General features: G+C 72.4%; 19 protein-coding genes. 11 read left to right on the top strand and 8 right to left on the bottom strand.

The features are described 5' to 3' along the window. Nucleotides 1–167 precede the first annotated feature (167 nt). A complete protein-coding gene (locus ACZ4E1_RS36540; RefSeq protein WP_467547700.1) occupies nucleotides 168–647 on the top strand; it encodes a GNAT family N-acetyltransferase in 480 nt (159 codons plus the stop codon). A 3-nt stretch (nucleotides 648–650) separates the two neighbouring features. Here the strand turns inward: ACZ4E1_RS36540 and ACZ4E1_RS36535 are convergent, their stop codons facing one another. Genes ACZ4E1_RS36535 through ACZ4E1_RS36525 form a run of 3 tightly spaced genes read right to left on the bottom strand, consistent with a single transcriptional unit; the run spans nucleotide 651 to nucleotide 2,566 of the window. Next, a complete protein-coding gene (locus tag ACZ4E1_RS36535) occupies nucleotides 651–1,553 on the bottom strand; it encodes an aminoglycoside phosphotransferase family protein (protein ID WP_467547698.1) in 903 nt (300 codons plus the stop codon). Between the two features lie 27 nt (nucleotides 1,554–1,580). Continuing rightward, nucleotides 1,581–2,057, bottom strand: a complete 477-nt coding sequence (locus tag ACZ4E1_RS36530; protein ID WP_467547696.1) for a ferritin-like domain-containing protein — start codon at nucleotides 2,055–2,057, stop codon at nucleotides 1,581–1,583. A 5-nt stretch (nucleotides 2,058–2,062) separates the two neighbouring features. Then, nucleotides 2,063–2,566 (bottom strand): hypothetical protein, encoded by a 504-nt coding sequence (locus ACZ4E1_RS36525; RefSeq protein ID WP_467547694.1) that lies wholly within the window; start codon nucleotides 2,564–2,566, stop codon nucleotides 2,063–2,065. A gap of 199 nt (nucleotides 2,567–2,765) precedes the next feature. On the opposite strand from ACZ4E1_RS36525, the gene rimP reads away from it, so the two are divergent. The 10 genes from rimP (at nucleotide 2,766) to ACZ4E1_RS36475 (ending at nucleotide 14,999) form a co-directional block, all read left to right on the top strand. Further along, a complete protein-coding gene (gene rimP / locus ACZ4E1_RS36520) occupies nucleotides 2,766–3,275 on the top strand; it encodes a ribosome maturation factor RimP (RefSeq protein ID WP_188336547.1) in 510 nt (169 codons plus the stop codon). Between the two features lie 2 nt (nucleotides 3,276–3,277). Continuing rightward, nucleotides 3,278–4,276, top strand: a complete 999-nt coding sequence (gene nusA, locus ACZ4E1_RS36515; RefSeq protein WP_399129564.1) for a transcription termination factor NusA — start codon at nucleotides 3,278–3,280, stop codon at nucleotides 4,274–4,276. A gap of 101 nt (nucleotides 4,277–4,377) precedes the next feature. Then, a complete protein-coding gene (locus ACZ4E1_RS36510; RefSeq protein ID WP_188336545.1) occupies nucleotides 4,378–4,656 on the top strand; it encodes a YlxR family protein in 279 nt (92 codons plus the stop codon). Between the two features lie 146 nt (nucleotides 4,657–4,802). Next, entirely contained in the window at nucleotides 4,803–7,868 is a 3,066-nt protein-coding gene (gene infB, locus ACZ4E1_RS36505) for a translation initiation factor IF-2 (RefSeq protein WP_467547691.1), read from the top strand. Nucleotides 7,869–8,007: 139 nt separating this feature from the next. After that, on the top strand, nucleotides 8,008–8,301 hold the full coding sequence (locus ACZ4E1_RS36500; protein WP_399129568.1) for a DUF503 domain-containing protein: 294 nt from the start codon (nucleotides 8,008–8,010) through the stop codon (nucleotides 8,299–8,301). Nucleotides 8,302–8,337: 36 nt separating this feature from the next. Continuing rightward, entirely contained in the window at nucleotides 8,338–8,796 is a 459-nt protein-coding gene (rbfA, locus tag ACZ4E1_RS36495) for a 30S ribosome-binding factor RbfA (RefSeq protein WP_467547689.1), read from the top strand. 2 nt (nucleotides 8,797–8,798) lie between these two features. Continuing rightward, nucleotides 8,799–9,704 carry a tRNA pseudouridine(55) synthase TruB gene (truB, locus tag ACZ4E1_RS36490; RefSeq protein ID WP_467547687.1) on the top strand — a complete coding sequence of 302 codons (906 nt, stop codon included), beginning with the start codon at nucleotides 8,799–8,801 and terminating at the stop codon, nucleotides 9,702–9,704. A gap of 265 nt (nucleotides 9,705–9,969) precedes the next feature. Next, complete coding sequence (locus ACZ4E1_RS36485) at nucleotides 9,970–13,320, top strand: trypsin-like peptidase domain-containing protein (protein ID WP_467547685.1); 3,351 nt, start codon at nucleotides 9,970–9,972, stop codon at nucleotides 13,318–13,320. A gap of 131 nt (nucleotides 13,321–13,451) precedes the next feature. Beyond that, nucleotides 13,452–14,411 (top strand): bifunctional riboflavin kinase/FAD synthetase, encoded by a 960-nt coding sequence (locus ACZ4E1_RS36480; RefSeq protein ID WP_467547683.1) that lies wholly within the window; start codon nucleotides 13,452–13,454, stop codon nucleotides 14,409–14,411. A gap of 105 nt (nucleotides 14,412–14,516) precedes the next feature. Further along, a complete protein-coding gene (locus tag ACZ4E1_RS36475) occupies nucleotides 14,517–14,999 on the top strand; it encodes a carboxymuconolactone decarboxylase family protein (RefSeq protein WP_467547681.1) in 483 nt (160 codons plus the stop codon). Between the two features lie 218 nt (nucleotides 15,000–15,217). On the opposite strand, the gene ACZ4E1_RS36470 is transcribed toward ACZ4E1_RS36475, so the two are convergent. The 5 genes from ACZ4E1_RS36470 to ACZ4E1_RS36450 form a co-directional block, all read right to left on the bottom strand. Further along, complete coding sequence (locus ACZ4E1_RS36470) at nucleotides 15,218–16,222, bottom strand: oligopeptide/dipeptide ABC transporter ATP-binding protein (RefSeq protein ID WP_467547679.1); 1,005 nt, start codon at nucleotides 16,220–16,222, stop codon at nucleotides 15,218–15,220. After that, nucleotides 16,219–17,256, bottom strand: coding sequence for an ABC transporter ATP-binding protein (locus tag ACZ4E1_RS36465; RefSeq protein WP_467547677.1), 1,038 nt, complete (start codon nucleotides 17,254–17,256; stop codon nucleotides 16,219–16,221). Before ACZ4E1_RS36465 ends, ACZ4E1_RS36470 begins: the two co-directional genes overlap by 4 nt. Beyond that, on the bottom strand, nucleotides 17,253–18,185 hold the full coding sequence (locus ACZ4E1_RS36460; protein WP_467547675.1) for an ABC transporter permease: 933 nt from the start codon (nucleotides 18,183–18,185) through the stop codon (nucleotides 17,253–17,255). Before ACZ4E1_RS36460 ends, ACZ4E1_RS36465 begins: the two co-directional genes overlap by 4 nt. Continuing rightward, a complete protein-coding gene (locus tag ACZ4E1_RS36455) occupies nucleotides 18,182–19,270 on the bottom strand; it encodes an ABC transporter permease (RefSeq protein ID WP_467547673.1) in 1,089 nt (362 codons plus the stop codon). The genes ACZ4E1_RS36460 and ACZ4E1_RS36455 overlap by 4 nt, the downstream gene beginning before the upstream one ends. Nucleotides 19,271–19,344: 74 nt before the next feature. After that, entirely contained in the window at nucleotides 19,345–21,243 is a 1,899-nt protein-coding gene (locus tag ACZ4E1_RS36450) for an ABC transporter substrate-binding protein (protein WP_467547671.1), read from the bottom strand. Nucleotides 21,244–21,352 lie beyond the last annotated feature (109 nt).

The raw sequence follows: 21,352 nt of genomic DNA, 5'->3' as shown, positions 1-21,352 counted from the left end.
GCGAGCGGCTTCGCCGCTCAGCCTCTATCGGGGAAATGCGCCCGAAGGGCATGCATTTCAGGGGCGCGGGGAACTGCGCGACCAGCCCCCACCGGCCCGCACCCGGCGACGCTCCGCTGGCGGCAATTCGGTGTACGGACCCGCCCGGCGGAGCCTAAGGTCACGCCATGCCCGAGCTGCAGCTCCTGACGGAGGCCCACGCGGACGCACTCCTCGCGTTCGAGCGGAACAACCGCGCCTTCTTCGCGGCGCACGTCCCCGACCGCGGCGACACCTACTTCGAGGAGTTCGCGGCCCGCCACGCCGCGAACCTCGCGGAGCAGACCGAGGGCACGGCCCACATGCATGTCCTGGTCACCGCCGAAGGCGAGATCATCGGCCGGTTCAACCTCTACGACCCGGCCGACGGCAGCGCCGAACTCGGCTTCCGTATGGCCGAGCACGCCACCGGCAAGGGCCTCGCCACCGCGGCCGTCCGCCGCCTGTTCACCCTCGCCCGCGAGAACTACGCCCTCACCCGCGTCACCGCGGCGGCCGAACCCGAGAACCACGCCTCCCGCGCCGTCCTCCTGCGCACAGGCTTCCACCCCACCGGGACCACGACCCGCTCGGGCCGCCCCTGCGTCGCATACGCCCGCACGCTGTAGCGGTCAGAGCCAGCCCGCGAACTCCAGCAGGTTCTCCGCGTCGCCGCCACGGCCCACCCGCAGCGCCCGCACCCCGGACTCCACCGCACGGAACAGCGTCCAGCCGCGCAGCCGCTCCTGGTCCACCTCCAGGGACTCGGCGAGCTTGCGCACGCGGCGCCGGGTGATCGCCGGGCCGGACGGGGAGCCGATCAGGTCCTCGACCCGGTCGCGCACCAGACGGGCCAGATCGAAGGCGCACTCGCCGACCACCGGGTCCGGACCGATCGCCAGCCACGGCACCCGCTCACCCGCCAGCACCTTGCTCTGCCGGAACGTGCCGTGCAGCAGCCGCAGCTCCGGCGGCGCCGCCACCAGCTCGTCCCGGGCCGTCAGCGCCGCGTCCACCAGCGGCGCCACCTCGGGGAAGGTGTCGACCGTCGCCCGCATCAGCGTGGCCTGCCGCCCGGTGCGCTCGGGCACCGTCTCGCAGTTGCGGCCCGCCGGCGGGCCGACCCAGAGCCGGCGCAGCGTGCCCGCCGCCTCCAGGAGCGCCTTGGCCTCGGGCAGCGTCCGGACCGAGACCTCCGGGTGCAGCCGCTCCAGGAGCAGCGCGCCGTCGCTCGGGCCCGGGTCGAGGAGCCGTACCGCGCCGAAGCCGTCCCAGTGCGTCAGCGCGGCCCGCTCCGCCTCCGGCCGGAACCGCTCGGGCGCCAGCTTCAGCACGGCCGGGGTGCCGTCGGCGGTGCGCACATGGGCGACCAGGCCGCTGCGACCGCCGGGCAGATGGATCCGCTCGACGTCGACCCCGCGCCGGGCCGCCGCCTCCTCCAGCAGGGTGCCGAGCCGGGCGAGCCACGCGGACGCCCCCTCGTCGCGCACCTCGCCGAGCGCGTTCACAAGGCGCGAAGGCGGTTCGAATGCCATGCGCGAGGATTCCCTTCCGAAGACTGCTCAGGTACCGGGTGCCACCGACGATCCGGAGGCCGAGGCGGACGGCACCGCGGCCCGTTCGGTGAGCCCAGGGAAGGCTACGCTGCCGCCGCGCCAGCGCACCGCACGGACCGCCGCCTCCCGCAGCGCATCGGCCGCGCCCCGGCGCCGGTCCCCGCTCGCCGCCCGGACGAGATCCGAGTACACGCCCGCGACCTTGTCCTCGATGTCCGCGGCGAGGCGGGCCGCGGCGGCCGAGTCCGGCACCGGGAACGGCAGCGCGTACGCCCCGGCGGACTCCTCCGGCTTCGCACCCAAGTCCCGTACCGTGCGCCGCAGTTCGTCCCGGCGCGCCCGGTGCACGTCGTACGCGGCACGGGCCTCGGAGCGCCGGCCCTCGCGGATCCGGCCGCCGACCACCCCGTACCCGTACACCGCCGCGTGCTCGGCGCGCAGCGCGGCCTGCACCGCCGCGAGCATCTCGTCGTTCTCCGCCATCCCGGTCAGCCTTCCGTCAGCAGGTACGCGTGCGCGGCGCCGGCCGCCGCCACCGAGGCGAGCAGCCGCGCGAGTTCGGCCGGGGCGTCCACCAGTGCGGAAAGACGCCGGTCCGACAGCTCGCGCTCGGCCGCCGCGAGCGCCTTGAGGACGTCCTGCTCGGCGACCGGGCTCGCCGTCGGAGCGGGCGCGCCCGTCATCCGGCTCGGGACCGCCGCCCCGCCGAACGCCTGCACGTGCCGCTCGATCTCGCCGCGCAGCGGCCCGAGCCGCCCCGCGAGCCCCGGACGGGCGGTGAGGGCGTCGTCGTAGCGCCCGAGCAGGTCGGCGCTGTCCCGCGCCGCCCGCGTACGCATCCGCCGCTCCTGCGAGACGGACGGGGCGCCGCTGCCGCCCTCGGCACCGTCACCGCCGCCCGAGCACGCGGTCAGCAGGGCGCCCGCCCCGGCCAGCGAGGCGAGCAGGGTCCTACGGCGTGGCCCGGGCGGGACCTGGGGGATGAGCGGCACGGCGGACGTCCTCGGCGGGAAGACCGGAAAGAGCTCCGGAAACGATTCGGCAGTATGAGCGATGGGTGACCCGAAGATCACCGTACCTGCGGCCCCCGCCCGGTGGACGGCAACACCCCCCTGGACCGGATACCCTTTGACCTGACGCGCAAGGATTGTCAGCGACCACAACAGCACACGCGGCCGAGGAGTCACCCGGATGAGCACCACCCAGAACGAGAGGCTGCGGGAACTACTGGAACCGCTCGTCAGCTCACAGGGGCTCGATCTCGAAGAGATCGAAGTGGCCTCGGTCGGACGCAAGCGGGTGCTGCGCGTCGTCGTGGACTCCGAGGAAGGCGCCGATCTGGACGCCGTCGCCGATGTGAGCCGCGCGCTCTCGGCGAAACTCGACGAGACCGACGTGATGGGCGACGGCGAGTACGAGCTCGAGGTCGGCACGCCCGGCGCCGAGCGTGCGCTGACCGAGCACCGCCACTACGTCCGCGCGACGGACCGCCTCGTGAAGTTCACGCTGACCGACGGCGGCGAAGTGACCGCGCGCATCCTCCAGGTGGACGACGAGGGTCTCGACCTGGAGGTCCCGGGCGTGAAGGGCCGCAAGGCCACCGCCCGCCGGCTCGGCTTCACGGACATCGCCAAGGCGCGGGTCCAGGTCGAGTTCAACCGCAAGAACGCGAACGAAGACAAGAACGAAGAGGAGGCGTAGTCGTGGACATCGACATGAGTGCCCTGCGGGGTCTGGTCCGGGAGAAGGAGATCTCCTTCGATCTGCTGGTCGAGGCGATCGAATCAGCCCTCCTCATCGCCTACCACCGCACCGAGGGAAGCCGCCGCCACGCGCGCGTGAAGCTCGACCGCGAGAGCGGCCACGTGACGGTCTGGGCGAAGGAGGACGCGGACGACCTGGAAGAGGGTCAGGAGCCGCGCGAGTTCGACGACACGCCCTCGGACTTCGGCCGTATCGCCGCCACGACCGCCAAGCAGGTCATCCTGCAGCGGCTGCGCGACGCCGAGGACGACGCGACGCTCGGCGAGTACGCGGGCCGCGAGGGCGACATCGTGATGGGTGTCGTCCAGCAGGGCCGCGACCCGAAGAACGTGCTGGTCGACATCGGCAAGCTGGAAGCCATCCTGCCGGTGCAGGAGCAGGTGCCGGGCGAGGAGTACCCGCACGGCATGCGCCTGCGTTCGTACGTCGTCCGGGTCGCCAAGGGTGTGCGCGGTCCGTCCGTGACGCTGTCGCGCACGCACCCGAACCTGGTCAAGAAGCTCTTCGCGCTCGAGGTGCCGGAGATCGCCGACGGGTCCGTCGAGATCGCCGCCATCGCCCGCGAGGCCGGCCACCGTACGAAGATCGCCGTTCGCTCCACCCGCAGCGGGCTCAACGCCAAGGGCGCCTGCATCGGCCCCATGGGCGGCCGTGTGCGCAATGTCATGGGCGAGCTCAACGGCGAGAAGATCGACATCGTCGACTGGTCCGACGACCCGGCCGACATGGTGGCCAATGCGCTGTCCCCGGCCCGTGTCTCGAAGGTCGAGATCGTGGACCTGGGTGCCCGCTCGGCCCGGGTGACGGTGCCCGACTACCAACTCTCCCTCGCCATCGGCAAGGAGGGCCAGAACGCCCGGCTCGCGGCCCGGCTGACCGGCTGGCGCATCGACATCCGGCCGGACACCGAGCAGCCCGCACCGGGCTCCGGGGAATAAATCCGGGCGCTGTGCGCTTGGATCACGACAGAATGTAACGAGACAGCCGTTCGATTTTTCCCCCAAAGGGGTGAGGTCGGTACGGGGAGGTAGACTTAATCGTGTCTGGCCGGACGCACGTCGGCGCATGCCCTGAGCGAACCTGCGTGGGTTGCCGCGAGCGAGCGGCCAAGAGCGATCTGCTGCGGATCGTGGTCGTCGAGGGCGCGTGCGTCCCCGATGATCGCGGTACGCTGCCCGGCCGGGGTGCGTATCTGCACCCCGCCCAGGTCTGTTTCGACCAGGCGGTCCGCCGTCGGGCCTTCCAGCGGGCGTTCAAGGCCCCTGGGCCGTTCGACACGGAGGCGCTGAGCCACCGGGTCGGACGGGCAACACCGTAAGAAGCGCCGCGCGGACCCTCCGTGCGGCCCTGGTATTCCGCGAGTTGGAAGTAGGTCGAGATTGCGATGAGCACTCGATGAGCACGCGATGAGTACGCCCATGAAGTAGCGACGGTCCGGCGTAACCCGGACCTAAAAGGAGCGAAGTGGCTAAGGTCCGGGTATACGAGCTCGCCAAGGAGTTCGGTGTAGAGAGCAAGGTCGTCATGGCCAAGCTCCAGGAACTCGGTGAATTCGTCCGTTCGGCGTCCTCGACGATCGAGGCGCCGGTCGTGCGCAAGTTGACTGATGCCCTCCAGCAGGGCAACGGCGGCGGCAAGCCCGCCGCACGCAAGGCCGCGCCCGCGAAGCCCGCGGCGCCGCGTCCCACCCCTTCCCCCGCGCAGGCCGCGAAGCCTGCCGCGCCGCGCCCGCCGGCCCCCAAGCCGGCCGCCGCGGAGAAGCCCGCCGCCGCGGCCCCCGCCGCGCCGGGTCCGCGTCCGGGTCCGAAGCCGGCCCCGAAGCCGGTCACGCCGGCTCCGGCCGCGCCCGAGTTCACGGCGCCCCCCGCGGCTCCCGCCGCCCCGGCCGCCGGTGCTGCGCGTCCGGCGGCCCGTCCCGGCGCCCCGAAGCCCGGTGGCCGTCCGGCCCCCGCGCAGGGCGGCCAGGGTGGTCAGGGTCAGCGCGGTGACCGTCAGGGCGCCCAGCGTCCCGGCGGCCAGGGTGCTCCCCGTCCCGGTGGCGCCCGTCCCGCGGGCCCGCGTCCGGGCAACAACCCCTTCACGTCCGGCGGTTCCACCGGCATGGCGCGCCCGCAGGCGCCCCGTCCCGGCGGCGCCCCGCGTCCCGGTGGCCCCGGTGGCGCCCCGGGCGGCCCGCGTCCGCAGGGCGGCGGCCAGGGTGGTCCCCGTCCGCAGGGTCAGGGCGGCGCCCGTCCGACCCCGGGCGGCATGCCTCGTCCGCAGGGTGGCGCGGCCGGCCCGCGTCCCGGCGGTGGCCCCGGTGGTAACCGTCCGAACCCGGGCATGATGCCGCAGCGTCCCGCTGCCGGCCCGCGTCCCGGTGGTGGCCCCGGCGGTGGCCGTGGTCCCGGTGGCGGCGGCGGTCGTCCCGGTGGTGGCGGCGGCGGTCGTCCCGGCTTCGCCGGTCGTCCGGGCGGTCCCGGTGGCGGTGGCGGCGGTTTCGCCGGTCGTCCCGGTGGCGGCGGCGGTGGCGGTGGCGGTTTCGCCGGTCGTCCCGGTGGCGGTGGCGGTTTCGCCGGTCGTCCCGGTGGCGGTCGCCCCGGTGGTCCCGGTGGCCGTGGTGGCACGCAGGGCGCGTTCGGCCGTCCCGGCGGGCCCGCCCGTCGTGGTCGCAAGTCGAAGCGTCAGAGGCGCCAGGAGTACGAGGCCATGCAGGCCCCGTCGGTGGGCGGCGTCATGCTGCCTCGCGGCAACGGACAGACCGTCCGCCTGTCGCGCGGTGCCTCGCTGACCGACTTCGCGGAGAAGATCGGCGCCAACCCGGCCTCGCTCGTCGCCGTGATGATGAACCTCGGCGAGATGGTCACTGCCACGCAGTCCGTCTCCGACGAGACCCTCCAGCTGCTCGCGGGCGAGATGAACTACGTCCTCGAGGTCGTCAGCCCGGAGGAGGAGGACCGCGAGCTGCTCGAGTCCTTCGACATCGAGTTCGGCGAGGACGAGGGCGGCGAGGACATGCTCATGTCCCGTCCGCCGGTCGTCACCGTCATGGGTCACGTCGACCACGGTAAGACCCGACTGCTCGACACCATCCGCAAGACGAACGTCGTCGCGGGCGAGGCCGGCGGTATCACGCAGCACATCGGTGCGTACCAGGTCACGACCGAGGTCAACGACGAAGAGCGTCGGATCACCTTCATCGACACCCCCGGTCACGAGGCGTTCACCGCCATGCGTGCCCGTGGTGCGAAGTCGACCGACATCGCGATCCTCGTGGTCGCGGCCAACGACGGCGTCATGCCCCAGACGGTCGAGGCGCTCAACCACGCCAAGGCCGCCGAGGTCCCGATCGTCGTCGCGGTCAACAAGATCGACGTCGAGGGTGCCGACCCGACCAAGGTGCGCGGTCAGCTGACCGAGTACGGCTTGGTGGCCGAGGAGTACGGCGGCGACACCATGTTCGTCGACATCTCCGCCAAGCAGGGTCTGAACATCGACTCCCTGCTCGAGGCCGTGGTCCTGACCGCGGACGCCTCGCTCGACCTGCGGGCCAACCCGGAGCAGGACGCGCAGGGTATTGCGATCGAGTCCCACCTCGACCGCGGTCGTGGTGCGGTGTCGACCGTCCTCGTCCAGCGAGGAACGCTGCGCATCGGCGACACCATGGTGGTCGGCGACGCGTACGGCCGCGTCCGGGCGATGCTCGACGACAACGGCAACAACGTCGAGGAAGCGGGTCCCTCGACCCCCGTCCTCGTGCTCGGTCTCACCAACGTCCCGGGTGCCGGCGACAACTTCCTGGTGGTCGACGAGGACCGTACGGCCCGTCAGATCGCCGAGAAGCGTGCCGCCCGCGAGCGCAACGCCAACTTCGCGCGCCGCGGTGTCCGGTTCTCCCTGGAGAACCTGGACGAGGCCCTCAAGGCCGGTCTGGTGCAGGAGCTCAACCTCATCATCAAGGGCGACGCGTCCGGTTCGGTGGAGGCTCTCGAGTCCTCGCTGCTCCAGCTCGACGTCGGTGAAGAGGTCGACATCCGTGTCCTGCACCGCGGTGTGGGTGCGGTCACCGAGTCCGACATCAACCTGGCGACCGGCTCCGACGCCATCGTCATCGGCTTCAACGTCCGGGCAGCCGGCCGTGCGCAGCAGATGGCGGAGCGCGAGGGCGTCGACGTCCGGTACTACTCGGTGATCTACCAGGCCATCGAGGAGATCGAGGCGGCCCTCAAGGGCATGCTCAAGCCGGAGTACGAAGAGGTCGAGCTCGGCACGGCGGAGATCCGCGAGGTCTTCAAGTCGTCCAAGCTGGGCAACATCGCCGGTGTGCTCGTCCGGTCCGGAGAGGTCAAGCGCAACACCAAGGCGCGCCTGCTGCGCGATGGCAAGGTCATCGCGGAGAACCTCAACATCTCCGGCCTGCGTCGCTTCAAGGACGACGTCACCGAGATCCGCGAAGGGTTCGAGGGCGGTATCAACCTCGGCAACTTCAACGACATCAAGGTCGACGACGTCATCGCGACGTACGAGATGCGCGAGAAGCCGCGCGTCTGACCGATGCGGTAAGCGATCGGGGCCGGTCGACGGGACTTATTTCCGTCGATCGGCCCCGGCCGTTGCGTGTACGGTTCCCGTATCGGCGTCAGCTTGTGGCGCCTTTACGAACCCGAACCGGCGGGACATCCGGACACACATGTATGTGGGGACTCTGTCCTTCGATCTGCTCCTCGGCGACGTCCACTCGCTGAAGGAGAAACGCTCCATCGTCCGCCCGATCGTGGCCGAGCTCCAGCGCAAGTACGCGGTGAGCGCGGCGGAGACGGGCGACCAGGACCTCCATCGCAGGGCCGAGATCGGGCTCGCGCTGGTCTCCGGGGACACGGGACACCTCAGCGACGTACTGGACCGCTGCGAGCGGCTGGTGGCGGCCCGGCCCGAGGTGGAACTGCTCTCGGTTCGACGCAGACTCCACAGCGACGAAGACTGAAGCAAGAAGCAAGACAGTTACTAAGGAGACGGACCAGTGGCCGACAACGCGCGCGCCAAGAGGCTGGCGGACCTCATCCGAGAGGTGGTGGCCCAGAAGCTGCAGCGTGGGATCAAGGACCCGCGGCTCGGCACCCACGTCACCATCACGGACACCCGCGTCACGGGTGACCTGCGGGAGGCCACCGTCTTCTACACGGTGTACGGGGACGACGAGGAGCGGGCCGAGGCGGCCGCCGGTCTGGAGAGCGCCAAGGGCGTCCTGCGTTCCGCGGTGGGTGCCGCGGCCGGCGTGAAGTTCACGCCGACCCTCACCTTCGTCGCGGACGCCCTGCCGGACAACGCCCGCACCATCGAGGACCTCCTCGACAAGGCGCGGGCCTCGGACGCCCAGGTGCGCCAGGCGTCCGCCGGTGCCGCCTTCGCGGGCGAGGCCGACCCGTACAAGAAGCCGGAAGACGACGACGCCGAGGACGAGACGGACGGCGACGCCTGAGCATGTCCGACCGCACCCCTCCGCCCGACGGCCTGGTCATCGTCGACAAGCCGTCGGGCTTCACCTCGCACGACGTCGTGGCCAAGATGCGCGGGATCGCCAGGACCCGCCGCGTCGGCCACGCGGGCACCCTCGACCCGATGGCGACGGGCGTCCTCGTGCTCGGCATCGAGCGTGCCACCAAGCTCCTCGGTCACCTCGCGCTGACCGAGAAGGAGTACCTCGGCACGATCCGGCTCGGGCAGAACACGCTCACCGACGACGCCGAGGGCGAGCTCACCTCGTCCACCGACGCCTCCGGAGTACGGCGCGAAGCCGTCGACGCGGGCGTCGCCAAGCTGACCGGCGCCATCATGCAGGTGCCGTCCAAGGTCAGCGCCATCAAGATCAACGGCGTGCGCTCGTACAAGCGCGCCCGTGAGGGCGAGGAGTTCGAGATCCCGGCCCGGCCGGTCACCGTCTCCTCCTTCAAGGTCTACGACATGCGGGACGCCGTCGCCGAGGACGGGACCCCCGTGCTCGACCTCGTGGTCTCCGTCGTCTGCTCGTCCGGCACCTACATCCGGGCCCTCGCCCGAGACCTCGGCGCGGACCTCGGCGTCGGCGGCCATCTGACCGCCCTGCGCCGCACCCGGGTCGGGCCCTACAAGCTCGACGAGGCCCGGACCCTGGACCAGCTCCAGGAGTCGTTCGCCGTGATGCCGGTGGCCGACGCCGCGAGCGCCGCGTTCCCGCGCTGGGACGTCGACGCGCGCCGCGCCAAGCTGCTCCTGAACGGGGTGCGCCTGGAGATGCCCGCCGAGTACGCGGGCGCCGGTCCCGTCGGCGTCTTCGGCGCGGACGGCACCTACCTTGCCCTCGTCGAGGAGCACAAGGGCAAGGCGAAGAGCCTGGCCGTCTTCGGCTGACGGGCACTTCCGCCGACGGCACCGCGCCGGACGGCGACGCCGATGGAGCGGCGGGCATCCGGACCCCGGGTGCCCGCCGCTCCACGTTCCCCCTCCCTCAGGTCTGTCCGCCAGGCCGGTCGAGTTCACCCCATCGAGCGGGCGCTCGGAGTGAATCAGGGGAGCGCAGGGGGGCGCGTTCGCCTCGCGCGCTGTCCTGCTGATCACCACGCGCCTACCGTCGAGGGGACGGGGGGTGGCGGAGAGCGGCGGGAGGTTCGGCGGCATGGTGGATCCGCCGCTGGTTCGGATCTGTGATCTGGCCGGGCGCCCGCGCGGAGCGGGCTTCGCCGTGGACGACCAGGGGACCGTGGTCACCGGTCACGAAGCGGTGGACGGGCTCGGCCGTCTCGTGCTGCACGCACCCGGCGGCGCCACCTGCCTCGTCGGCCCTGAGGCGGTCCACGCCCTGCCCCATCTCGGCCTCGCCCTCGTCCGCACCGAAGGACTCGGCGTCCCCCCGCTGCCCGTCGCCGTCGGCGGACCCCTGCCCACCGGGGCCTACGTACGCATCCCGGCCGGCGGCTGGCGCGAGGCCCGGGTGCTCGGCCACGGCCCCGCCACCTACCAGGCCTCCGACCGCTCCCACCCGCTCGCCGAGACCATGGAGCTCGCCGTCGGCACGGCCGGCGCGGACGCCCTGGCACCGGGCGGCGGCGCCGCGGGCGGACCGGTCCTGGACGCCGCCACGGGCGCCGTCGTCGCCGTCCTCGGCACCGCCCTGCACACCGGCCACCGCGCCGCCGGAGTCGCGGTTCCGCTGCGCACGGCCGCCGAGAGGGACCCGCACGGGCCACTCGCCGCTCTCCTCGCCCGCAACGCGGTCACGGTCGCCGCCTACGGGGACGAGCTGAACGTCGCGGGCGTCCTACAGCTCGCCGCCGTCTCGGTCGGCAGCGAGGGGCCCGCCGCCGACGGCGCCCCGGACCCGGTCGAGCGCGCGGACGTCGTACGGGAACTCGCCGCGTTCGGCGCCGGACCGGCCCGGCTGCTCGCGCTCGTCGGCGACCCCGGCAGCGGACGCACCACGGAACTCGCGGCGCTCGCCGCTCGCCGGGGCGCCGGGGCGGGCGCCGCGCCCACGCTCTGGCTGCGCGGCGCCGACCTGGGCGGCGGCGACACCTCCGTCGCGCAGGCCGTCGGACGCGCGCTGGAACGGGCGGGCCGGATCGTCGCCGCCACCCGCGAGGTGGAGCCCGGCGACCTCGGAGACCTCTCACCCGCGCGCGTCGCCCGGATCGCCGCCGACGCCGGGCGCCCCCTGATGCTGGTGCTCGACGGGCCCGAGGAGATGCCGCCCGTGCTCGCCCACCGGCTCGCCGCCTGGTCGCGGGGCACCGAACGCTGGCTCGCCGAGTCCGGGGTCCGGCTCGTCGTGGCCTGCCGCGGCGAGTACTGGGAACAGGCCGGGCGGCACTTCGGCCCCGGGGCGCTGCACGGGCGCCCGGGGAGGCTGCCCGCCTGCGTCCGGATCGGGGACCTGGACGACGAGCGGGCCCGCGAGCGGTTCGGGATCCCCGAAGGCGCCCTGCACCCGGCGGACGCCCGGCACCCGCTGGCGCTGCGACTGCTGCGGGACGTGCGGGCGGCGCTGCCCGGGGAGGTGCCGGGGCAGCCGGACCGGGACGAGATCTTCGGGGCGTACCTGGACCTGATGTGCCTGCGCGTGGCGGTACGGCTCGCCGCACCCGCCGGGCTGCGGGGCGCGGCCGTGCGGCGGCTCGCGGCGCGGGTCTGCGGGCAGCTGCACGAGGCGGCCCGCAGCTGTCTGGGGCCGGGACAGGGCGAGCTGGACCGGGCCGCGTTCGAGGAGCTGTTCCCCTGGGGGACGCGGCACGGGGTGAGCGGGTGGGCGTCCGCCGTGCTCACCGAGGGAGTGCTGGTCCCCGCCGGGAGCGGGTACCGGTTCGCGCACGAGGAGGTGGCCGACTGGATCCAGGGGATGCACCTGGATCTGGACGGGGCGCTGGAGGCGCTGGTGTTCCGGCGGCGGGGCGGATCCGCGGTGCCCGTGCCGCGGCACCGGGCGGGGCCCGTGGTGCGCGCCCTTCTGCTGCTCGGCCGGCAGCGGGGGCCCGCCGAACTGGGGGCGCGGCTCGCGGAGTTGACGGCCTGGCTGCCGGGCGGTGGGCGAGGCGAGGGCCAGGCCGCCGATGAGGAGGCCGAGTGGTGGGCCGGGCATCTGGTCGCGGAGGTGCTGTCGCGCGTTCCGGACGCCGAGCCGTATCTGCCCGTGCTGCGCGAGCTCGCCGACGGCGGTGCCTTCGGGCCCTGGTTCTGGACGCGGGTCCCGGTGTCGGACGGCGCCCGGTTCGCGCTGCTGCGGCAGCTCGTCGTGCACGACCCCTCGCCCGGGGAAGGGCACCGCTACCTGGACACCGTCGCCGAGCTCCTCGCCGCCGCGCCCGCCGCGGCGCAGCGACAGCTCACCACCTGGTTCGACGACGAGCGGGCCCTGCCCGCACTGCCCGACGCCACCGTCGCGACCGCCGCCCAGGCCCTGCTCCACACCCACCGCCACCGCGCCGTCGACGACCTCACCGAGGCGCTCGTCGACTGCCCGCACCCGCGCGCCGACGAACTGCTCACCGCGCTCGCCGACGAGGAGCCCTCCGCGCTGTGCCGGGCCGTCGACCGCTGGGCGCACGACGAGCGGCTCGACCGGCACGTCGCCGCCCTCGCCTACGGGCTGCGCGTCCAGTCCCGCGCCACCAGCGACGCCGACCGCGGACTGCTGCGCTACGCGGCGCTCGCCCTGCTGGCCCGCCCCGGCGAGGACACCCTGCACGGCGCCGCCCTCGCCCTCCTCGTCCGCGACCCGCACTCCCGGCCGCAGTACCTCGCCCGGGCCCTGCGCCGGTTCGCCGCGGGGGACCCGCAACTGCCCGCGTCGGCGCTCGCCCCGGCGCTGGAGACCCACCCCGAGCCCGTCCTCGCCGCGTTCGCGTCCCGGCTCGACGGACTGGGCCCCGGCGCGGGCGACCTCGTCCGCACCCTCGCCGACGTCACGACACCCTCCCTCGCCCGCCGCGCCGCCGCGCTCGTGGGGGAGCTGGCCGCGGCGCACCCGGAAGGCGCCGCCCGGCACGCGGCCGCGTTCGTGGACCGGTGCCTGGAGCGCGGCCCCACCGGGCGCTCCGTCCTGCTGCCGCTCGCCCTGGACCTGCTGCGCGCCCCTACCCCGGCCGTACGGGCCGCGCTCGCCCCCGTCCTCGTCGCACCCGGCACCGCCGCCTCGCGCGGCCTGCGCGGGGAGCTGCTCGACGTCCTGCTCGGTCAGGAGCGCGACCCGGACGTGCTCGCCGCCGTGCTCGACGCGGCCGCGCGGGGAGCCGTGCGACGCGGCCAGGCCCGGACCCGGGACCTCGTGCACCGCACCGGCACTCTGCTCGTCCGCACCCCCGAGGGCGCCGCCCGCTTCGACCGGGGCCTGGTCGAGCTGGCCGGGGCCGTCCCCGGCTTCGCCGCGCTCACCGCCCGCTGGCTCACCGCGGAGCCGGCCGACTGGGCCGCCCTGGTCGGGCCCAGCGCCCGCCGCACCATCGAGAGCGTCGCCGGGGCGAAGGTGCCCGCCTGAGCCCGGACGACCCGCCCGATGAGAGGCGCGGCCGGGCGACATGGCACTCTTAGACCTGCGTGTTCGGTAAGAGACGCACGAAGCACAGACAGACGGAACCGTCGTACACAGGTTTGCGAGGAGCAATCACCGTGCAGCGCTGGCGTGGCTTGGAGGACATCCCCCAGGACTGGGGGCGCAGCGTCGTCACCATCGGTTCCTACGACGGGGTGCACCGCGGACACCAGTTGATCATCGGCCGTGCCGTGGAGCGCGCCCGTGAGCTGGGCGTCCCGGCCGTCGTCGTCACCTTCGACCCGCACCCCAGCGAGGTCGTGCGCCCCGGCTCGCACCCGCCGCTGCTCGCCCCGCACCACCGCAGGGCCGAGCTGATGGCCGAGCTGGGCGTGGACGCGGTGCTGATCCTGCCGTTCACCACCGAGTTCTCGAAGCTGTCGCCCGCCGACTTCGTCGCGAAGGTGCTCGTCGACCGGCTGCACGCCCGTGTCGTCGTCGAGGGCCCCAACTTCCGCTTCGGCCACAAGGCCGCCGGTGACGTCGCGTTCCTCGCCGAGCAGGGCCGCACGTACGACTTCGCCGTCGAGCTCGTCGACCTGTTCGTCAGCGGCACGGCGGGCGGCGGACAGCCGTTCTCCTCGACGCTGACCCGCCGGCTCGTCGCCGAGGGCGACGTCGACGGCGCCCGCGAGATCCTGGGCCGTCCGCACCGCGTCGAGGGCGTCGTCGTGCGCGGCGCGCAGCGTGGCCGCGAACTGGGCTTCCCCACGGCCAACGTGGAGACGCTCCCGCACACCGCGATCCCCGCCGACGGCGTCTACGCGGGCTGGCTGCACGTCGAGGGCGAGGCCATGCCCGCCGCGATCTCCGTCGGCACGAACCCGCAGTTCGACGCGGTCGAGCGGACCGTCGAGGCCTACGCCATCGACCGCGAGGGCCTCGACCTGTACGGGCTGCACGTCGCCGTCGACTTCCTCGCCTTCGTGCGCGGCATGTCGAAGTTCGACTCCCTGGAGCAGCTCGTCGAGGCGATCGCCGACGACGTGAAGCGCTCGCGTGACCTCATCGCCGCCTACGAGGCGAACGAGGCGTAGGTCACACCCCGTTCCGGCCCGGGGATGTCACAGACGGGCCCCTGCGATCCGTCCTGTCGGTGAACGCACCATTCAGGACTACGGAATCCAAGCAGGGAGCTCGCCATGGAACCCCGTCTGAACATCTTCGCCAGCCAGTCCGCCGTCGGATTCCTCAAGCGCCTCGTCGCCGCGCACCAGCCGCTGACCGGTTCGGGCCTGCCTGCCGCGACGCAGGAACTGGTGAAGATCCGCGCCAGCCAGATCAACGGCTGCTCGGGCTGCCTCGACATGCACGTCAAGGAGGCCGTGGCGGCGGGGGAGACCCCGGTCCGGCTCAGCCTCGTCGCGGCCTGGCGCGAGGCGAAGGTCTTCACGGAGTCGGAGCGGGCGGCCCTCGAACTCGCCGAGGAGGGAACGCGGCTGGCGGACGCCGCCACGGGGGTGCCGGACGAGGTCTGGGAGCGGGCCGCCAAGCACTACGACGAGGAGCAGCTCGGCGCGCTCGTCTGCCTCATCGCCGGCATCAACGCCTTCAACCGCCTGAACGTGATGACGCGGCAGCCTGCCGGCGACTACCAGCCGGGCATGAAGTCGCCGCTGGAGTAGTGAGCGGGTTCCGCCTCCGCGTCTGCCGGGCCCGGTCGTGTCGCGACTGCGGCCCGGTGGGGCTTCTCGCGCAGTTCCCCGCGCCCCTGAAGGCATGCGCTGCGCGCAGCCTTCATCGGGGAAATGCGACGCGAAGCGTCTGCATTTCAGGGGCGCGGGGAACTGCGCGACCAGCCACGACGGAGCCGCAGCCGCCCGACCGCAGAACCCCGCAGACGCTACTGCGAAGCCCGAGCCGCCGCCCAATGACAGGCCACCTGAGTCGCGGCGCCGCCGGAGAGCACCGGCAGATCCTCGGACCGGCACGCCTCAGCGACCCCCGCCTCCTCGGCGGAGCCACGGGCCAGGACCTGGCACCGCACATGGAACCGGCACCCCCCGGGCACCCGCGACGGATCCGGCGGCTCCCCGGTCAGGACGACCGGATCACCCGGCGCCTCCGGGAGCACCGACAACAGGGCCTGCGTGTACGGGTGCTGAGGAGCCGTCAGGACGTCCTCCACCGGCCCCGTCTCCACGATCCGGCCCAGATACATCACGGCCACCCGGTCCGCGATGTTCCAGGCCAGCCCCAGATCGTGCGTGACGACCAGCGCCGAGAGCCCCAGTTCGTCGCGCAGCTGCAGCAGCAGCGCCAGGATCTCGCCCCGTACGGACGCGTCCAGCGAGGCCACCGGCTCGTCCGCCACGATGAGTTCGGGTTCGAGGACGAGCGCGCCCGCGATGACGACGCGCTGGCGCTGCCCGCCGGACAGCTCGTGCGGATAGCGCAGGAAGAACCGCTCGGGGGGCCGCAGCCCCGCCCGGGACAGCGCGTCCGACACCGCCGCCCGCTCGTCCCCGGCGTACCCGTGGATCCGCAGTCCCTCGGCGACCGCGTCGTACACCGTGTGCCGTGGGTTGAGGGAACCGCTCGGGTCCTGGAGGACCAGCTGCACGCGCTTGCGGTACGCCTTCAGCGCGCGGGACGCGTAGTCGAGCGGCTTCCCGGCGAAGGTGACCGCCCCGGCCGTGGGCTTCTCCAGGCCCAGCAGCGTGCGCGCGAGGCTCGTCTTGCCGCAGCCGGACTCGCCGACCAGGGCTACGATCTCGCCGGGGGCGATGTCCAGGTCCACTCCGTCCACGGCCCGCGCCGGCGGTGCCCCGCGGCGCCCCGGGAACGTGAGCCGCAGCTGCTCCGCGCTCAGCAGGGGCCGCGGGCCCGCCATGACCTGGTCCTTCATGCCGTGGTGCTCCTTGCCTCGACCGACTCGCCCGAACCAGAACCGGAACCAGAACCAGAACCGGAACCAGTACCGGCACCCGTCTGTGAGTCGACATGTACACATGCCGCCCGCCGGCCGGATTCCGCCTCACGCAGCTCCTGGTCCTGCGTCGCGCACACCTCCAGCGCCACCGGGCAGCGCGGATGGAACGTGCAGCCGGACGGCAGCGCCGACGGGTCCGGCGGGTCGCCGGGCAGCCCGCGCGGCGCGAACCGGGACGCCGGGTCGCCGATCGTCGGGAACGCCGCCGACAGGGCCTTTCCGTAGGGGTGCACCGCGTTCTCGTACACCTGGTCCGCCGGGCCCTCCTCGACGACGCGGCCCGCGTACATCACGGCGAGCCGGTCGCAGGTGTCGGAGAGGACCGCGAGGTCGTGGCTGATCATGACGAGCCCGAGGTCCTGCTCGGCGACCAACTGCTCGATCAGGCGCAGGATCTGGGCCTGGATCATCACGTCCAGGGCGGTCGTCGGCTCGTCGGCGATGATCAGTGCCGGATCGCAGGCGAGCGCCATGGCGATCATCACGCGCTGGCGCTGCCCGCCGGACAGCTCGTGCGGATAGGCGTCGGCCCGGGCCGCCGGGAGCCCCACGTGTTCGAGCAGCTCGGCGACCTTCTTCTTCGCGCCCGCCGGCGTCGCCTTCTTGTGCAGCAGGATCGGCTCGGCGATCTGGTCGCCGATGCGGTGCACGGCGTTCAGCGAGTGCATCGCGCCCTGGAACACGATCGAGGCGCCCGCCCAGCGCACGGCGCGGACCTGGCCCCACTTCATCGCGAGGACGTCCTCGCCGTCCAGCAGGATCTCGCCCGTCACCTTCGTGCCCGCCGGCAGCAGCCGCAGCAGCGCGAGCGCGAGCGTCGACTTGCCGCAGCCGGACTCGCCCGCGATGCCGAGCTTCTGGCCGGCCTCCACGGACAGGTCCACCCCGCGCACGGCCTGGGCGCCGCCCGCGTACGTCACCGCGAGGTCCTTCACCTGAAGCAGTGTCATGACCGCACCCCCAGCTTCGGGTTGAGGACGGACTCGACCGCGCGGCCGCACAGCGTGAACGACAGCGCGACGACGGCGATGGCGATACCGGGCGGGGCCAGGTACCACCAGTCGCCCGCGCTGACCGCGCCCGCCTCGCGGGCGTCCTGGAGCATGCCGCCCCAGGACGTCACCGTCGGGTCGGACAGGCCGAGGAAGGCGAGGGTCGCCTCGGTGAGGATCGCGGAGGAGATGATCATCGTGGTCTGGGCGAGGACGAGCGGCATCACGTTCGGCAGCACGTGCCGGGTCATGACGTGCCCGTGACCGCCGCCGAGGGCCCTGGCCCGCTCGATGTACGGGCGGGACTCCACCGCCAGGGTCTGCGCGCGCACGAGCCGGGCCGTGGTCGGCCAGGTCGTGACGCCGATCGCGATGATCACGGTCCACATCGAGCGGTCCATCACCGTCGCGAGCGCGATCGCGAGGACCAGCGTCGGCATCACCAGGAACCAGTCGGTGATGCGCATCAGGACCGTCGCGTACCAGCCGCGGAAGTGCCCGGCGACGATCCCGATGAGGGTGCCGATCGCCACGCACAGGAACGCCGCGAGCAGACCCACGGTGAGCGAGACCCGCGCCCCGTACACCAGGAGCGCGAGCACGCTGCGGCCGAACTGGTCGGTGCCGAGCGGGAACGCGCCGCTCGGGCCCTCCAGCGGCCCGCCCGGCGCGTTCGTCACGCTCTGCGCGTCCGCGCCGACGAGCACGGGCGCGAACACGGCGATCAGCGCGATCAGCACCAGCAGGCCCAGGCCCCACAGACCGCCCTTGTGCGAGCGGTACGAGCGCCAGAAGCGGGCCAGCGACTGACGCTTGCGGGCGCGCGCGAGCGAGCGCGCGCTCGTGGTCTTCTGCACGCCCTCGGCGGGCGCGGTCTCGGTCGTCATCGGCCCACCCTCGGGTCGAGCAGCGGATAGAGGATGTCGGCCAGCGTGTTCGCGAGGATCACCGCGGTGGCGAAGACGAAGAACAGGCCCTGGACCAGGGGGAGATCGGGCACCGACAGGGCCGAGTAGAACAGTCCGCCCAGACCCGGCCAGGAGAACACCGTCTCGACCAGGATCTGCCCGGCGACCACGTGCCCCAGGTTCACGAACATCAGCGTGAACGTCGGCAGCAGCGCGTTCGGCACCGCGTGCTTGCGGCGCACCATGTCGTCGCGCAGCCCCTTGGCGCGCGCGGTCGTCAGATAGTCGCTGCCCATCTCGTCCAGCAGCGAGGAGCGCATCACGAGCAGCGTCTGCGCGTACCCGACCGCGACCAGCGTGATCACCGGCAGGACCAGATGGTGCGCGACGTCGACGACGTACGCGAAGCCGCTCTCGCCGCCCGATTCGAGGCCGCCGGTCGGGAACAGGCCGGGGATCGGCCCGACGCCCACGGCGAAGACGATGATGAGGAGCAGGCCCAGCCAGAACGCCGGGACCGAGTAGAGGGTCAGCGCGAACGCCGTGTTGAAGCGGTCGCTGCGCGACCCGTTGCGCCACGCCGTGCGGGTGCCCAGCCAGATGCCGAGCGCCGAGTACAGGACGTACGCCGTGCCGGTCAGCAGCAGCGTCGCCGGCAGCGCCGCGGTGATCTTGTCGATGACGGGGACGTGGTACTGGAACGAGGTGCCGAAGTCACCGGTGAGCGCGTCCCCGATGTACGAGGTGAACTGCTTCCACATCGGCTGGTCGAGGCCGAACTGGTGGCGCAGGTTGTCCAGTTGCTCCGCCGAGACCTTGCGTCCGCCGGTCATCTGCTTGACCGGATCGCTCGGGATGAGGCGGAAGAGGAAGAAGCTGGTGACGAGGACGGCGAAGAGGGAGACGGCGGCGCCGAGGATCTTGGTCGCCGCGTACCGCAGATACGCCTTGGTGTCGCGGGCCCGCGGACCGCGGGCGGCCGACGACGCCCCCACCGGTGCGGTGGGGTCGCCGTCGGAACCGCCCGCGCCCTGCACGAGCGCCGGAGTGCTGTCAGCTGTCATGGTTCATGCGAACTCTCGTTGGTCGTGCGGGCGTCGGCCGCGCGCGTGTGCGGGATGCGGGGCCTCGGGCGGTCCTACTCCCGATCGTCCGCCGTGGACCGGCGCCGCATCGCGAAGAACACGCCGCCGCCGAGGACGAGGAGCGCGGCGATCACGATTCCGATCACCACACCGGTCGAGCTCGACGAGCCCGAGTCCGCGCTGTCGGAGGCGCTCGCCGGCTCCGCCGACCACCAGCTCCAGTACCCGTCCTGGCCGTAGATGTTTCCGGCGGCCGTGGGCATCGTCTGGATCGACTTGATCTGGTCCGTGCGGTACGCCTCCACCGCGTTCGGGTACGCCATGACGTTCATGTACCCGGAGTCGTACAGCCAGGACTCCATGTTCTTGACGATGTCCGCGCGCTTCGCCGGGTCGTACTCGGCGAGCTGCTTGCCGTACAGGTCGTCGAACTTCTTGTCGCAGATGAAGTTGTCGGTGGCCGCGCTCTCCTTGGCCTTCGCGGGCAGCGCCGCACACGTGTGGATGCCGAGCACGAAGTCCGGGTCCGGGTTCACCGACCAGCCGTCGAAGGCGAGGTCGTACTCACCCGCGTACCAGGGCACGGACACGTCGTCGAGGCAGTCGACCTTCAGACCGACGCCGATCTTGCCCCACCACTCCTTCAGGTACTTGCCGACCGCCTTGTCGTTCGGGTCGGTGGCGTGGCACAGGATGCGGAAGTTCAGCGGCTTGCCGTCCTTGCCGACGCGCTTGCCGTCCTTGAGCGGGTAGCCCGCGTCGTCGAGCAGCTTGCCCGCGGCCTCGGGGTCGTAGGACAGCTTCTGGCTGTCGGAGGGCTGCCAGAAGTAGTCGTCGAAGCGCGGCGGGATGTAGCCCGCGCCCTGCACGGCGTGGCCCTGGAAGACCTTGTCGACGATCGTCTTGGTGTCGACGGAGCGGAACAGTGCCTGGCGGACCTTCTGGTCGAGCAGCGCCTTGTTGCCGTCGCCGAACTTCTTGCCGTCCTTGGTGCGCGCGCCCGGGTTCACGGCGATCGCGTAGAAGCGGCGGCCGGGTCCCTCGTTCACCTTGATGTTCTTCTCGCCCTTGAGCGAGGCCGCCTGAGCGGGCGTCAGGGCTGGGGAGCCGGCGACGAAGGAGACCTCGCCCTTGCGCAGCGCGGCGACCGCGGCGTCCTGGTCCTTGTACGTCTTGAAGACGATCTCGTCGAACTGCGGCGTCTTCGACTTCCGCCAGAAGTCCTTGTTGACCTTCAGCTTCACGTACTGGTCCGTCTTGTAGTCCGTGAGGACGAACGGGCCGTTGCCGACGATCGGGAACTTCTGGTCGTTGTTGAACTTCGAGTAGTCCTTGACGTCCTTCCACACGTGCTCCGGCACGATCGGGACGTCGAGCGCCGTCATCGTCGCCTGCGGCTTCTTCAGCTCGATGACCAGCTTGGTGTCACTGGGGGCCGTGACCTTCTTGAAGTTGGTGACGAACGAGCCGTTGGCCGTGGCCGCCGCGTCGTCCGTCATCATCTTGTTGAAGGTGAACGCCGCGTCCTTGGCGGTGGCCTGCTCGCCGTCCGACCACTTCGAGTCGTCGCGGATCGTGTACGTCCACGTCAGCTTGTCCGGCGAGGACTCCCACTTGGTGGCGAAGCCCGGGACGACGTGGTTGTCCTTCGGGTCGTAGTTGGTGAGGTACTCGTACATCAGCCGGTGGACGCTGGTGCTCACCAGGCGCGTCGCCAGGAACGGGCTGAGCGAGTCGACGCTCTGCGCGAGCGCCACCGTGAGGGTCTTCTTGCCGCCGTCCGCCTTCGCCTGCGCCTCCTGCGGCGCGGGGTTGAGCGGCGTGGCGAGGCCGGCCGTCAGGGTGAACGCCGCGGCACCGGCCGCCAGGAGCACCCGCACGCCGCGCCGTGAGGGGCGGGCGATCGTTCTGTCGTGGTGGTCGTGCCGGACTTGCTGAGCCTGTTTGTTCATCGGTCGGTGACCTCGCGCATCGCTCGCACAGCAGGGACTTTCCAGATCGAATGAAGTGTGTGTACCAGCGGCTGTCGAGAAACGTCAACGGCAGGTGAACCCCATGTGG

This window comes from Streptomyces sp. NPDC025806 (genome assembly GCF_055558275.1).
The sequence above is the reverse complement of the archived record's forward strand: the minus strand, read 5'-3'. Positions and strand labels throughout refer to the sequence as shown.